Raw genomic sequence first — 13,179 nt, forward strand, 5'->3', positions numbered from 1 at the left:
ATCTAGTCCCTCAGGTCATTCCTTGCCATCGGCGGCCAGCCCATCCCGCACGATTGCGTAATAGCCGGCAAGCTCGGGAATATCGGCAGCCAGCTTGTCGAAGACCGGGTCCGACGGGGCGAGCGTGGCGGCATATTTGGCGTCGATGAAGGCCTGGTGGGCGGCCAGCGCTTTGGCGTCGGCCTTGTGCACGACGGTGAAGACGGGTGAGGGGGCGGTGCGGCCCTTGACGATGATGCGGTCGAGTTCGACGACGATATAGGTGTCAGCGACCAGCCTTGCGGTTTCCTCGCCGAGCAGCAGCGCCACGCCGTAATTCTTCGAGGCGCCTTCGAGGCGGGAGGCGAGGTTGACGCTGTCGCCAAGGCAGGAATAATCGAAGCGGCGGGTCGAGCCCATGTTGCCGACGATGCACTCGCCGGTGTTGATGCCGACACCCATCTTCAAGACATGCGGCTTGCGGCCGAGTGCAGCCGCCTCCCGCTCCAGCTGACCGTTCAGACGCGAAATCGCCGCCTGCATGGCGAGCGAGGCGCGCACGGCGTGAAGCGCATGGTCGGGGTCGTCGAGCGGCGCATTCCAGAAGGCCATGATGCAGTCGCCCATATATTTGTCGATCGTGCCACCGTGATCCATTACCACGTCTGAAAGCGGCGTCAGCAACCGGTTGATCAGGCCGGTCAGCTGCTCCGGATCATCTTTCAGCGTCTCGGCGATCGTGGTGAAGCCGCGCACGTCTGAGAACAGAACCGAAAGCGTGCGTCGCTCGCCGCCGAGCTTCAGCTGCGAGGGGTCACTCGACAGACGCTTGACGAGATCGGGCGAGATGTATTGGGCGAAGGCGCGGGTGATCTGGCGCTTGTTGCGACGCTCCTCGGCGAAATCGAAGGCGGCCTGGCCGAAGACGACAGAGATATAGGCGACGGTCGGGCCGAGCGGTGAAACGAATACATGAGTGAGCCGGATGCCGGCGGCACTGACTGCCGCGAAGGCGAGGAGGGCCGCCACACTGTTGACGACCGTCAGCCATCCGGTCGACCGCCAGACGGTGGCGGCAGCAAGCAGCACCGATATCAGGATGCAGGCAGCGACCGTCGGCAGCCGGGCTTCTGCGATCGACAGGCTTTTGCGGATATTGTCGTAGATCGTCGCCTGGATCTCGACGCCGGAGACGAGCTTGCCGGTGTGAACCGTATAGGGTGTAGCGAAGGCATCGACGCCGCCCTTGTCGATCGCAGGTGCGTTCTGCAGGCTTAAACCGACGAGCACGACGCGGTCCTTGAAGTAGCCCGGCGGCAGCAGGTTCTGCGGGTCAAGCGCCTGGTAATAGGAGACCGTGGGATAGCTGCGGGCCGGGCCGAAGGATTGGATAAGCCGGCCGGCTGGCAGCTCTTCGGGCGCCACGCCCGAGGCCTTTGCCAGCATCGCCGCGAAGCCATCCTCATAGCCCGGGATGCGCCGGAAGATGCCGTCACCGCTCAGATCGATCGAGGCGATGCCGGTGACGGCGCCCGCTTCGGTCAATTGCGGCAGGGGTGTCGCCCGGATCAGTTGCGATGCCTGCGGCGTCTCGATCAGCGTCTCGTCGCCGGCCAGCACGACATCGGGGCCGACGGCCCTGGTGATCGCCGCGTCATTATCCGGTGCTGAGGGTTCGGCCATGATGATATCGAGGCCGATGACGCGGGCGCCGGCGGCGCGCAACTGGCTGATGAGCTCGGCATGCAGGCTGCGCGGCCAGGGCCATTGCGCGTTGATATCGGCAAGCGAGGGTTCGTCGATGGCGACGATGACCGGTCCGCCGGGTGGCGGACGGGGATCGTCGACGGTCGACAGATAGTCGAAGCTTCTGAGCTCCAGCAGCGACCAGGCGGGGAGGCGCGACAGGAGCGAGATGGCGATCAGCGTGGTCAGCGACAGCACCAGCAGCCTCAGGTGACGGCTCCTGATCTGCCTGGCCTGTCGGTGCTGGTCCCGCACCCGCATCAGAAGCGGACTTTGAGCGCGCCCTTGAAGGCGCGGCCCCAGCCGGGCACGCCGGGCGTGATCTCGAAGTCCTCGTCGAGAAGGTTATAGGCGGCTGCCTCCAACTCGACGCGCTTGTCGAACGGTTCCCAGACCAGGTGGGCGTCGAGGGTCCAGTAATCGTCGAGCTTGGTGCCAAAGCGATCGCCATCACGCTCGCCGATATAGTTGGCGGCAACCGTCGCCTTGACCTTGGCTTCGTTAACCCAGGTCAGGGCAATCTGTCCGGAGTTCTGCGGTATGAAGGGAAGGGGGCCACCGTAGATCGGCTCGAGCGGATCCCTATTCTCCGAATCCATATAGGCATAGGTGGCTGAAAGACCGAAACCGTGGCCGAGCGCGACGTTGGCAGTGACGGCAGCGCGATCGATTCTGCCGCGCGAAATCGGCAAGCTGGTATCCGAGGGAAGCGAGATCAGCGGAAAATCGATCGAGAAATCGTGGAGTTCCTGATGCTCGTACTCCACCGAAGTGAAGAAGCGGTCAGTCCATTCGGCATCCCATTGCAGGGCGAGCGTATCCGTATAGCCTTGTGGATTGGTGGAAAACTGATTGGCCTGCAGCCCAAGTATGCCGATCGGGGCAAGGGTCGGCACGGTGGTATCGAAGCTTTGACTCATGAAGGCTGCACGAAGCCAGTGGTTTTGAAACGGCGCCCAGGCGAGGCCGAAGCGCGGTTCCAGCCGGCTGATATCGATGCCATCACCCTCGAGGTGCGTGGCGAACAAGGCGTATTCGCCCTTGAGATCGGGCGTGATCTCGTGAAGCACATCGACATAAGCGCGGCCGATATCGATGGTGCTCTCGGTGTGATCGAGAGGAGCTGTCAAGCCCAGGAGTGTCGTATCGACCGTGCTGCTGACATCCATCCAGCCGCCTTCGATACCGTAACGCCATGTCAAAGGTCCGGCACCGATGGAATGGCTCAAAGCGCCGATATAGGTGTGAGATTCGGCCTCCTGAGTGACGTTGGCAAAGGGAATGATGAAGGGAACCCCTGCGCCGATAAACACCGGGTCAACGTCGACATCAAGCGCGCTGTTCGTGGTCGATTTGCTTCCTGAATAAAGCAATGCTCCATTCAACACGTTTTCATAGGAAAACGTGTGGCTCCAGCCGATGCCGGCATATGCGGTTTCTCGTACAGTATCCTCTGTTGTGTAGAGAGGCAGTGGGATAGGGACACGGAACAGGAGTTCCATGAACCCGGTGTTTGACGATAACGCGTCCAGCGTTCCGTCATTCTTGCCATGGTTGACGAAGGCTACCACGCGATCATCAGGCGTGACCGTTGCCGTCAGATAACCGTTGGCCCCTAGTAGCTTGTTGTCCGTCTGGACATCGCCGAAGTTCCGGTAGTCGCGGTCGAGCGCCAGCTCTTCCCAGCTCAGGTTGCCGTAAAAGCTGATCGGGATCGTCTCGTTCGAATAGCCCTGGATATCGGCTTCGCCGATCCGTCTGGTATGCCCGTCGACGCTGTTGATGCCGCCGCCGAGCGAGCCTTCGATGAAGGGGACATCGAAGAGCGACGCGGAGCGCGATCGGCCAGAGAGCATGTGTGGAGAAATCAGCAAGCCCTGGATGAAGGATGAGTAGCTCGACGCATTGCCGCGGTTCTGGATGATATTGTCGTCGCTGAAGTTGGCGGCGTTTACGAAAGGAAAGATGCTGCCCTTGATCGACTGGTCGATATAGCCGCTGCCTTCGAAAGGATCGAAAACGGCATCGCCATAGTAGCGGCCCCAGGCATCCAGGCCCTGCAGTCGGAAGGCGTTGTTCAGCGTCGAGCCGGCGCTTGCGTTGGCCCCAAGACCGCTGTAATCGCCGCCGCGGGCACGCGAGCGACGCAGGAATTCCTGGGCATTGCGGATCGCACCATCAGCGTCATAGTCGTCGATGTCGACGGCCGTGCGGAAGGCTGGAATCGCCGGATCGTTGTTGTCCAGTCGGTCGGCATTGTCGAGCGCCTGCTCGGAGGGGATGCGGTCGCCCTTTTCATAATGGGCGGCGGCGAGCATCAGCTGCGATTGCGAGTGGGTGGGGTTGGCGGTGCTGGCGGCGAGCAGGTCTTCCAGCGCCTTGTCGCGCTCGCCTATCTGCAGGTAGTAGCGGCCGCGGGCGAGAATGGCGATGTCGAAGCCCGGCTCGGCGGCGAGCGCCGTGTCGATCTCGCGCTTGGCTTCCTTCATGCGGCCCTGATCGAGATAAAGGATCGCGAGATTGGCATGCGCCACTGGATCTTGCGGATCGAGCGCGATCGCCTTGAGGAAGGCCTCTTCCGCTTCGCCATTGGCGTCACGCGAACTCTGCAGCAGGCCGAGCGAGTTCAACGTGCCCGACGAGCCGGGGGCAAGCTCGATTGCGCGGTTCAGGTCCGCAAGAGCGCCGTCTATATCGCTTTCATAGGCTGCCTTGTATTCGGCGCGGGCGGAGAGCGCCATCGGATGGTCAGGGTCGAGCGCCAGCGAGCGTTCGATCGCTTCCTTCATCTGCTTACGGTCGTCAACGAGCTGCGCCAGCTCGGCGCGGACCGCCGGCAGGGTCGGGTCATCGGGATAGCGCCGTTCCGCTTTCTTTATAATCTCGAGCGCTGCGCGCGAGTTTTCCAGGAAGCCTGCCGTATAGGCCTGCATGATTGCGCCATAAGGGCCGGCGCTATTGGCCGGCGGCGGTTCGGCATGGGCGGGGTCGGCGAGCGAGCGGGCGAAATAGCCACCATATTGCGCCATGTTGCGACGTGTCGGGTCGAGATGCGGCAGGGCCTTCTGGAAGAGCTTTGCGGCATCGCTATAGCGCTTTTCGGAGCCGGCAATGGTGGCATCGAGAAGGTCGACGCGCGCCTGTTGGGCCACTGTCAGCTTGCGGCCGCGGATATTCTGCAGTGTTGCTGAGGCTGCCTGGCGTCCGTCGTAGGCGCTCTGCGCTTCGGCCAGTTCCAACCAGTCCTCGGTGGTGCGGCGCTCGGGAGGCAGCGCCAGCAGGCGGCGACGCTCGGTCGCCATGCGATCGGCTCGCAGCGGCGACGTCGGCAGCAAGTCGAAGCCACCGCGAAGGTCCAAATAAAAGAGCATCTGTTCACGGTCGTCAGGATTGACGCTGAGGATCTTGTGCGGCGCCTGGCCAATGGACGCCACGGCGCCTTCGCCCGCACTGACATCGACGCTGCCCTGCGGGTTGCTGAGCGCCACGCGGCCTTCGAGCACGATCATCGAGGTCTTGGCGCCTTCGACGGTCATCGTCCAGTCGGTGCCGCGGATAGCTGCTGCGGCAGCCGGTGTTTCCACAGTCAGGCCCTGGCCGCCGCGCTCGGCGCGTGCCCAGATGGTGCCGGATTGGAGATTGAGCACCGTATCGCCGCTCGCCGCCATCTTTTTAACCTGCAGCGACGAATTGCGACCGAGGCGGACCTGCGTGTGATCGGAAAAGACAATGGCGAGCTGGCCGTTGGCATTGGTGCGCAGCACGTCGCCGGTCAGGAGATCCTGATTGATGTCAACGACGCGCCAGTCCGACACGTCGATGAATCGCACTTCCTCACCGGTCTTGCGGGCAATGACCGAGCCGGCGACCGGCGTGGCGCGCGGCACGGGATCGGCCATTGCCGGCAGTCCGAAACCAGGCACGGCAAATGCAAGCGCCACCCCGATGCGACAGATGTTACTGGAATAACCCCGCATGTCCTCGACCCCATACCCCGCTTCCCCTTTGTCCGCGTAGAGTGGAAAAGTCAAGCATGTTGCACACGTGTTCTTGCTTTCGCCAACAAGTGTAATATCAGGGAAACACTTTGAGGTATGGAGTATTCAGGTGAGCGAATTTGAAAATGTCACTGAGGTAATGCTGAGCAATCCCTCGAGCGGGGACGTCAGTACCGAGTATTTCGATCATATCAAGAAAATCAATGACATATTTTATGATCAGATCAAGATATCCGATCAGAAGGCAGCATATATCTTTACTTTCATGCTCGCCTTTCTGGTAAGCTCCAGCGAGGTGAGGGCCGTCTTCAGCCTGGGGCGCTACACCGGCGGTACGCCGGGCAGCATACTGTTCTCCGGCCTGCTTGCCGCAGCTTCGGTCTTCTCAATGCTGTCGGCGATTCTCGTCGTGCTGCCGCGGCGTCTCGGCACGTCCACGTCGCTGTTCTGGGGCGCCTGGCCCAAGCATCGCGACATGTTCTTCGAGGCGGCTGTCCGCCGTGACGAGCGCTACCTCTTCGACCAGTATTTCGAAAACGCCAACATCCTCTCCGCCATCGCCTGCAACAAGTATCGCTGCGTCACCTTTGCCTTTCGCGGGCTGATGGTGAGCGTGATCGCCTATGTGCTGCTCTTGGCGGCGGGGTGAGAGTGAGGCGGCGACCTCAGGGAGGCAGGGCGCGCCGAGGCACGCCCTGACCATTCAATCCTCGACTTCGAGGACGAGCTCGATCTCGATCGGCACACCTAAGGGCAGGCTTGCGACGCCGAGGACGACGCGGCCGGAGAGTCTTTCCTCGCCGAAGACCTGGAGCAGCATTTCGGATGCTCCATCAGCGACCTTCGGGTGGTCGCGGAAATCGCCTTCGGTCGCGATATAGACGCCGAGCTTGACGACACTGACGACCCTGTCCAGCGAGCCGAGGTACTCTCTGGCGGCGGCGAGGGCGCTGAGCGTCGCCGTTTCGGCGGCCTTCCTGCCGTCCTCTGATGTCAACGCGCCGCCGACGCGGCCGATATACCGCGGCTTGCGGTCGACGACCGGCAGCATGCCGCTGAAGAAGATGAGATTGCCTGTCCGGATCGCCTCTACGTAGGCCCCGAAGGGCGTCGGCGGCGGGGGAAGCGTGATGCCGAGGTCCCGCAGCCGCTGTTCCGCGCCGGCTGCATGCGCTTTTTGATGGTTTACCATTTGCCCAGATGTGCGCCGCCGTCGACGTGCAGCACCTCCCCGGTGATGCGCGGGGCTTCCGTCAGGAAGAGGACCGCTTCGACGATCTCATCGACATTTGAAATGCCTGCTATCGGAGAGAGCGTGCTCAGGAAATCCTTCGGATTGTCCTTGTGCAGTGGCGTGTCCACGACACCGGGAGCGACGATATTGAAGCGAATTTTCTCGTTCGCATATTCCATCGCCAAGTTTTTGGAGATGGCGTTGATGCCGCCTTTCGTCATCATCGACACCGAAGCGGAGAAGCCGGCGATCGGATGATCGGTCAATGGCGTCGTGATGCTGACGACGCTGCCGCCTGACTTCTGCGCGCGCATCTGTCTGACTGCCAGCTGGGTCAGATGGATGAAACCTTCGAGATTGGTCGAAGACAACGTCCGGAAATCCGTCATCGTGAAATCGACAAACGGCTTGGCCAAGAAGATGCCGGCATTGTTGACGAGCGCGTCGATCGAGCCGAAGCGGTCGATCGCGGTCTTTGCAACCCGCGCCGCGGTTTCGGCATCGCCAATGTCGCCATCGACGAGAGCCAGCCGGTCGGAGGCCTCGAAGGCGTCCGAGGCGCTGACCTGACGCGAGGTGGCGACGACATTGTAGCCGCGCGCGATAAAGGCGTTGACGAGGCCTGCGCCGATACCCTGGGAGGCGCCTGTAACGATGACAGTCTTATTCGTAGTCATGTTGAACTCCGTGATCTGGTTCGGGCAACGTCGCACCTGATCGGCCGGGTCGCTCGAGATGGGGCCGCCGCGATCGCGCCGCCATCTGGGTTGTGGTTGTTTTCGCAAAGTGAATATGGCGAAAACTCCATTCCCCGATTAGATGGAAATATCTGGATTCTCTTTTGCATCAATGCAAAAATGGGCGCATGGCCGATCTCAACGACATCGCCGTTTTCGTGAAGGTGGCGCAGTATGGCAGCTTCAGCCGTGCGGCCTATTCCCTCGGCATGCCGGTTTCAACCGTCAGCCGGAAGGTGACGTCGCTTGAAGAGCAGCTCGGCGTGACGCTGCTGCAGCGCACGACCCGCAAGCTCAGCCTTACCGCGCAGGGTCGAGCCTATTACGACAGGTGCAGCGAACCGCTCGCCCATCTTATGGACGCCGAGCAGGCGCTGACGGCGACGCAGAGGAAGCCGGAAGGCCTGCTGAAGATCTCCGTGCCCGTCATCTTCGGGCAGGACGTCTTCTACGAATTCATCTCGTCCTTCCTGAGGACATATCCCGATATCCAGATCGATCTCTTCGTCACCAACCTTTTCCTCGATCTGGTCGCCGAGAATGTCGATGTCGCCATTCGTTTCGGCGAACTCAAGGATTCTTCCATCGTCGCGCAGCGGCTCGGCCGGAGTGTGCGCTATCTGGTTGCGACGCCCGACTATCTTGAGGGCAGCGCGCTTCCATCAAAGCCCGAGGACCTGAAGGATCATCGATGCGTACTCCTGAACGGCCGCAACGGCGAGGCGGATTGGCATCTTGTCAGCGGCCGCAAGTCGGCCCACGTGCGTGTGTCCGGGCCGGTCTCCAGTCGGGACTTCGAGGCGGTCAGCGCCTTTACCTATCGCGGCCACGGTATCGGGCTGCTGCCTTCGACCTATTGCGACGAAGAGATCAACCGAGGCGAGCTCATTCGCCTGCTGCCGGACTGGTCCTCGCCGGAAATCTTCGTGCACGCCGTCTATCCCACCCGCCGCTTCCTGCCGCTGCGCCTGCAGGTTTTTCTGGAAGCGCTGAAGGCGTGGAAGAACCCTTTATGGTCGCCTTTGCGTTGAGGTCCTGGAAAGCTGCATGGCAGGAGAGTCTCTCTGTGAGTTCCCCGCAGCGGCCTCGAGCGGCAAGAGGCGCTCCTGATATCACCGAAAATTGAAACCCCGCACGAGGCCGGGCGTCCTTCGCGGGCCAAGTTGTGTTACATTTCCCTGCTCGATGCGCGGGGATTTGCCGATGCTGACCACGCTTGCGGTACTCATGGGTCTTACCGGAGTCGTGCCGACAGTTGGGGCGGGCGCAAACGAGGTTGATGTGACGCTGGTGCTTGCCGTCGACACCTCGCGGTCAATGGATTTCGAAGAGATCGGCATTCAGCGCGACGGTTATGTCGAGGCGCTCAAGCACAAGGAATTCATCGATGCGGTCAAAGGCGGGCTCACCGGCCGCATCGCCATCAGCTATTTCGAATGGGCGGGCTATGTCGTCCAGGATTCGATGATCGACTGGCAGGTGATTGAGACGGAAGCGGATGCGATCGCCTTCGCCGATAAGCTTGACGCCCGGCCGATAGCCACGCAACGGCGCACCTCGATCTCAACAGCCATCGATCAGGGCGCCAGCATGATCACCACCGGACCCTTTCGCGGCAGGCGTGAGGTGATCGACGTCTCCGGCGACGGTCCGAACAATTCCGGCAGCCCGGTGACGGCCACCAGGGACAAGGCGGTGGCGTCGGGCATGATCATCAACGGGCTGGCGATCATGCTGCGTCCTTCCGATGCTCCCGGAGGGCTCGACAAATATTACGCCGATTGCGTGATCGGCGGCCCCGGCAGCTTCGTGCTGCCGGTCCACAGGATTGAGGATTTCGCCATCGCCGTGCGCCGCAAGCTGGTGCTCGAGATCAGCGGCATTTCACCCTCGCCGACGGTGGAGAGGATAGCCGCCGACGCGCCGACGTCGGACTGTCTGATCGGCGAGAAGCAGTGGCGGGATATATTCGATCGGTGAGTCGCGACCTGATGAGCCCGGAGAGGGTATGCCGTGTGGTTGTCACATGGCATACCGATAAAGCAAAGAAGAAAGCATCTGCCGCTCGAATTGCCTCACCTTGAGGTGCCGACGGGCAAGGCGGCTGCTCCGTGCCGCCACCTATAACGGCAGCTGCCTGCCGGCCTGTTCGCTGACCATGTATTCGGCGTACCAGTCCGGCCAGTTCTCGTCGTGTTTGCCGCCATTGCGCTTCTCGTGTTCGCCGTGAGCCTCGGCGGCGCGGCGGAGGGCGGCGGCGAGGTCGCTCGATGTCGAGAAGGCGGTCTCATCGGCGTCGATGCGTCCCGGCAGGCGTGGTGACTTCCTGGAACAGCCAGCCGTTGCCATCGGGATCCTTGAACGAGGCGAAGGAACGATAGCTGCGGTGGTCGGGGTCGCGGCCGGCGATGCGCAGGCGCCCGAAGAGATAGGGTTCGTCCTTGCCGGCGTAGACGCCTGAAGCATCGTGGAAGACCTCGCTCACCTCGACGCCGCGGGCGATGAGATCGCGCCTTGCGGCCTCGACGTCGGAGACGATGAGATAGAGGCCTTGGGCGGAGCCGGGAGCGGCGGCGGTGACATTCTTGCCGAAGATGATCGCGCAACCGGAGCCCGGTGGGGTGAACTGGATCACGCGGAAATCGGCATCATTGGCGAAATCGGCGTCGAGCCTCCAGCCAAGGCTCTCGTAAAAACGTTTGGCGCGGTCGACGTCGGAAACGGGAATGACGACCACCTCGAGCTTGGTGTCGACCGGTCGTGTTTTCACGGATTCGGTTGGGGGTTCACTGCGCATTGCATTGCTCATCTTCAGCTCCCTTGAGGTTTGGACGCATTAAGAATGGCGATACATGTCGGTATCGAGTGGACCACAGCGCGGGTGGAGCGTCGAATCAATTCTTCAGTCGACGGGAAGAAGACGGCGGGCCATCCCGCCGTCTGTTGCGCTAGCTTTCAAGCAGCAAGGGCGGCGCGCGTTTTGCCGATCATCAGAGCGGCGCGCGCAGCCTCGCGGCCCTTCTCGACGAAATGAGCGCGGTAGATCTGCGTGTGATGCTCGGTTTCCTGATAGTGATGCGGTGTCAGTGAGACCGACAGCACCGGCACGCCGGTATCCATGCCGGCGCGCATCAGGCCATCGACCACGGCCTGGGCGACGAATTCGTGGCGGTAGATCCCGCCATCGACGACGAAGGCGGCGGCAATAACGGCGGCATAGCGCCCGCTCGCGGCAAGATCGCGCGACAGCAGCGGCATTTCGAAGGCGCCGGGGACGTCGAATACGTCGATCTGTTCGGCGGGAACAAGCTGTTGGAAACCTTCGAGCGCACGGTCGACGATATCGGCGTGCCAGCCGGCTTTGACGAAGGCATAACGGGTGGGTGTCATGGTAATCTCCTTTGGCGTACAGACACATCACCCAAGGCGATCACGAGCATCTGTAGCCAGCCCGGAGGGCAGCAGCAGCGCACGTTCTCTTTCATCCGGACTATGACCGTCGGCTCAGGCATCTCACCTGATCTGCTGACCCTTCCGAGGAAGGCGCTCGCGGGCTCGCAATCGAAACTGCATACCGCCGGTAGGGACTTTCACCCCGCCCTGAGAACGGCGCGGACAATAGGGGCAAGGCGGCGGGCTGGCAATAGGGTAAGATGGTTTCGGATGGGTGCGGGTTGCAACCCCAAGAGAGCCTCATCCTGATGAGGTGCCCCGCAGGGGCCTCGCAAGACGAGGCGGGTGCGCTGCCGTTGGGGGATGGAAGGAGCAGCGTTGCGGTGCGTCCTTGGAGGCTCCGCCATGCGGGCTACGCGCCTTAGCATGAGGGAGGTCGGAGGTTTCGCACCGAGGCTGGTGAGGGTCTCACGGTAAGGGCGTTCGGGGTGTCCGCCCTTGCTCAGCGCGCGCTTCCGCCTACATGCTCCCATTGAGGACACCCACGTCAATACAGCATGATACGTCGTTCCCGAACCGGGGCGGCAACCATGGGAGAGATCCATGCCAGAATCTTTCGTCGTGCGCCGCGAGGCGCATCTTGCGGCGCCGCCGGCAGCGGTGTTTGCACTGATGACCGATCCGGAGAAGATCCTGCGCTGGATGGGGACGGAGGCCGAGGTCGAGCCGGAGCCGGGTGGGCTCTATCTCGTCAACGTTACCGGCGCCCGTTTTGCGCGCGGCTCGTTTCGCGAGGTGGTGCCGGTGCATCGGCTTGCCTACAGCTTCGGCTGGGATGGTAGCGAGGTGGTGCCGCCGGGATCGAGCCTGGTCGAGATCGACCTGATCGAGCAGGGAGGCGGAACGCTTTTGCGGCTCACCCATAGCGGGCTGCCGAGTGCCGAGCAATGCGCCGGTCATGAGGAAGGCTGGGCGCATTATCTCGGCCGGCTCACGGAAGTCGCGGCCGGGCGGGACCCGGGTCCAGATCCTTTTTACGGCAGGACATGAACGGTTTTCGGCAGGCGGCAGGATGCTCCCCAAGCGCTTGGCGCTACGGGAAGAACGGTCCGCTGCGGTCAAAAAAAGTGCTGCTTTATCGTCCACAAACATGAACGCACAGTTCATCTCCAGTTCAATTTGGCGGTCCTAAGGTGATTGCGGCTGGATGAAATGGAGTTTTCGATGAAGGCACTTTCTATCGCGGCTGCCTTGCTCGCTGGCAGCCTCTCGATTGGCACAGCTCAGGCGATGCCGATCGGGGCAATCAAGGTTGAGAGCACTGTCACAAAGGTCGACTACGCCTGTGGTCGCGGCTGGCATCTGACCCGCTGGGGCGAATGCCGGCGCAACTGGCGCCGCCCGCCGCCTGTAGCTTTCTATGGCGGTCCGCCCCGCTGGGGCTGGGAGCGGCGTCATCGCGATTGGGATGGCCCGCGCTGGCGCTATGAACGGCGCTGGGACCGCGAACGCCGCTGGCGCGATGACTACTAAAACTTTTGACAGAGGCAGGCGAACGAGGGCCGGTGCGATGTTTCGCCCGGCCTTTATCAGCTGAAATAACGACTGCGCTCAGATGCGGCTGACGAGCCAGTGCTTTCCGTCGATCAGTTCTTCGAGCTCGGCCGGATCCTTGACACCGAACTCGAACCATTCGACGAGTTCCTTCGCCTTCCGTTTGCTTTCTTCGGCTGTAAACTCGATCCCATAACGCGCGCACCAGCGCCGAAGGATCGACGTCAGCAGGGTCATGTCATTCCCGTCCAGCGGGTCTTTCGGCCAGTATGTCGTGCCCATAGCAACCCCTCAATCGCTAATGACAAGTTCGCACATAAACGAGCCAATGTCGCGCAATTTAAAGGTGTTTATTGGGTTGTTTTGCACTGTGATGAATGGTTTTCCACAGACTTGTTGGGAGGTGGGGTTGACAGGGTTGCGGAGGGACTCGGCGGGGGCAAGTGCCGATAGGAAATCCACCACAGGTGTCCTGAGTTGGCCGATGAAGTCAGTCGTGCTCTGCCCTCTGCCGAGTATCTGGCCAGGGCAGGAGACC

Annotated in this window: 11 protein-coding genes, 1 pseudogene and 1 riboswitch; of the genes and pseudogenes, 5 read left to right on the plus strand and 7 right to left on the minus strand. The window is 61.8% G+C overall.

All coding sequences use genetic code 11. The features are described from left to right. Positions 1 to 15: 15 nt before the first annotated feature. Together ACQ7C1_RS12115 and ACQ7C1_RS12120 are read right to left on the minus strand one after the other, a co-directional pair. Positions 16 to 1,986 (minus strand): CHASE2 domain-containing protein, encoded by a 1,971-nt coding sequence (locus ACQ7C1_RS12115; RefSeq protein WP_430958424.1) that lies wholly within the window; start codon positions 1,984 to 1,986, stop codon positions 16 to 18. Beyond that, entirely contained in the window at positions 1,986 to 5,702 is a 3,717-nt protein-coding gene (locus ACQ7C1_RS12120) for a FecR domain-containing protein (protein WP_430958425.1), read from the minus strand. Before ACQ7C1_RS12120 ends, ACQ7C1_RS12115 begins: the two co-directional genes overlap by 1 nt. 130 nt (positions 5,703 to 5,832) lie before the next feature. Here ACQ7C1_RS12120 and ACQ7C1_RS12125 point away from each other — a divergent pair, with 130 nt between their 5' ends. After that, the gene (locus ACQ7C1_RS12125) at positions 5,833 to 6,372 is read left to right on the plus strand and encodes a Pycsar system effector family protein (RefSeq protein WP_430958426.1); all 540 of its coding nucleotides are present in this window, start codon (positions 5,833 to 5,835) and stop codon (positions 6,370 to 6,372) included. Between the two features lie 54 nt (positions 6,373 to 6,426). Here the strand turns inward: ACQ7C1_RS12125 and ACQ7C1_RS12130 are convergent, their stop codons facing one another. Both ACQ7C1_RS12130 and ACQ7C1_RS12135 read right to left on the minus strand, forming a co-directional pair. Next, entirely contained in the window at positions 6,427 to 6,915 is a 489-nt protein-coding gene (locus ACQ7C1_RS12130) for a RidA family protein (RefSeq protein ID WP_430958427.1), read from the minus strand. After that, positions 6,909 to 7,634, minus strand: a complete 726-nt coding sequence (locus ACQ7C1_RS12135; protein WP_430958428.1) for an SDR family NAD(P)-dependent oxidoreductase — start codon at positions 7,632 to 7,634, stop codon at positions 6,909 to 6,911. Before ACQ7C1_RS12135 ends, ACQ7C1_RS12130 begins: the two co-directional genes overlap by 7 nt. A 188-nt stretch (positions 7,635 to 7,822) precedes the next feature. Here ACQ7C1_RS12135 and ACQ7C1_RS12140 point away from each other — a divergent pair, with 188 nt between their 5' ends. Beyond that, the gene (locus tag ACQ7C1_RS12140) at positions 7,823 to 8,725 is read left to right on the plus strand and encodes a LysR substrate-binding domain-containing protein (protein ID WP_430958429.1); all 903 of its coding nucleotides are present in this window, start codon (positions 7,823 to 7,825) and stop codon (positions 8,723 to 8,725) included. 172 nt (positions 8,726 to 8,897) lie between these two features. Continuing rightward, positions 8,898 to 9,674, plus strand: a complete 777-nt coding sequence (locus ACQ7C1_RS12145) for a DUF1194 domain-containing protein (RefSeq protein ID WP_430958430.1) — start codon at positions 8,898 to 8,900, stop codon at positions 9,672 to 9,674. 141 nt (positions 9,675 to 9,815) lie between these two features. Here ACQ7C1_RS12145 and ACQ7C1_RS12150 read toward each other — a convergent pair. Beyond that, positions 9,816 to 10,503 (minus strand): annotated as a pseudogene (locus ACQ7C1_RS12150) (VOC family protein). Positions 10,504 to 10,649: 146 nt separating this feature from the next. Then, positions 10,650 to 11,084: a 6,7-dimethyl-8-ribityllumazine synthase gene (locus ACQ7C1_RS12155; RefSeq protein WP_064694549.1), complete on the minus strand. Its 435-nt coding sequence runs from the start codon at positions 11,082 to 11,084 to the stop codon at positions 10,650 to 10,652. Between the two features lie 79 nt (positions 11,085 to 11,163). After that, positions 11,164 to 11,306, minus strand: a riboswitch (FMN riboswitch). A 384-nt stretch (positions 11,307 to 11,690) separates the two neighbouring features. On the opposite strand from ACQ7C1_RS12155, the gene ACQ7C1_RS12160 reads away from it, so the two are divergent. Both ACQ7C1_RS12160 and ACQ7C1_RS12165 read left to right on the plus strand, forming a co-directional pair. Beyond that, positions 11,691 to 12,137, plus strand: a complete 447-nt coding sequence (locus tag ACQ7C1_RS12160; RefSeq protein WP_097598074.1) for an SRPBCC family protein — start codon at positions 11,691 to 11,693, stop codon at positions 12,135 to 12,137. Positions 12,138 to 12,311: 174 nt separating this feature from the next. Further along, positions 12,312 to 12,620: a GCG_CRPN prefix-to-repeats domain-containing protein gene (locus ACQ7C1_RS12165; RefSeq protein ID WP_011425935.1), complete on the plus strand. Its 309-nt coding sequence runs from the start codon at positions 12,312 to 12,314 to the stop codon at positions 12,618 to 12,620. A gap of 78 nt (positions 12,621 to 12,698) precedes the next feature. On the opposite strand, the gene ACQ7C1_RS12170 is transcribed toward ACQ7C1_RS12165, so the two are convergent. Continuing rightward, positions 12,699 to 12,923, minus strand: a complete 225-nt coding sequence (locus tag ACQ7C1_RS12170) for a hypothetical protein (protein WP_064803538.1) — start codon at positions 12,921 to 12,923, stop codon at positions 12,699 to 12,701. Positions 12,924 to 13,179: the final 256 nt, after the last annotated feature.

Source organism: Rhizobium sp. Nf11,1 (assembly GCF_050587665.1).
Classification (GTDB): domain Bacteria; phylum Pseudomonadota; class Alphaproteobacteria; order Rhizobiales; family Rhizobiaceae; genus Rhizobium.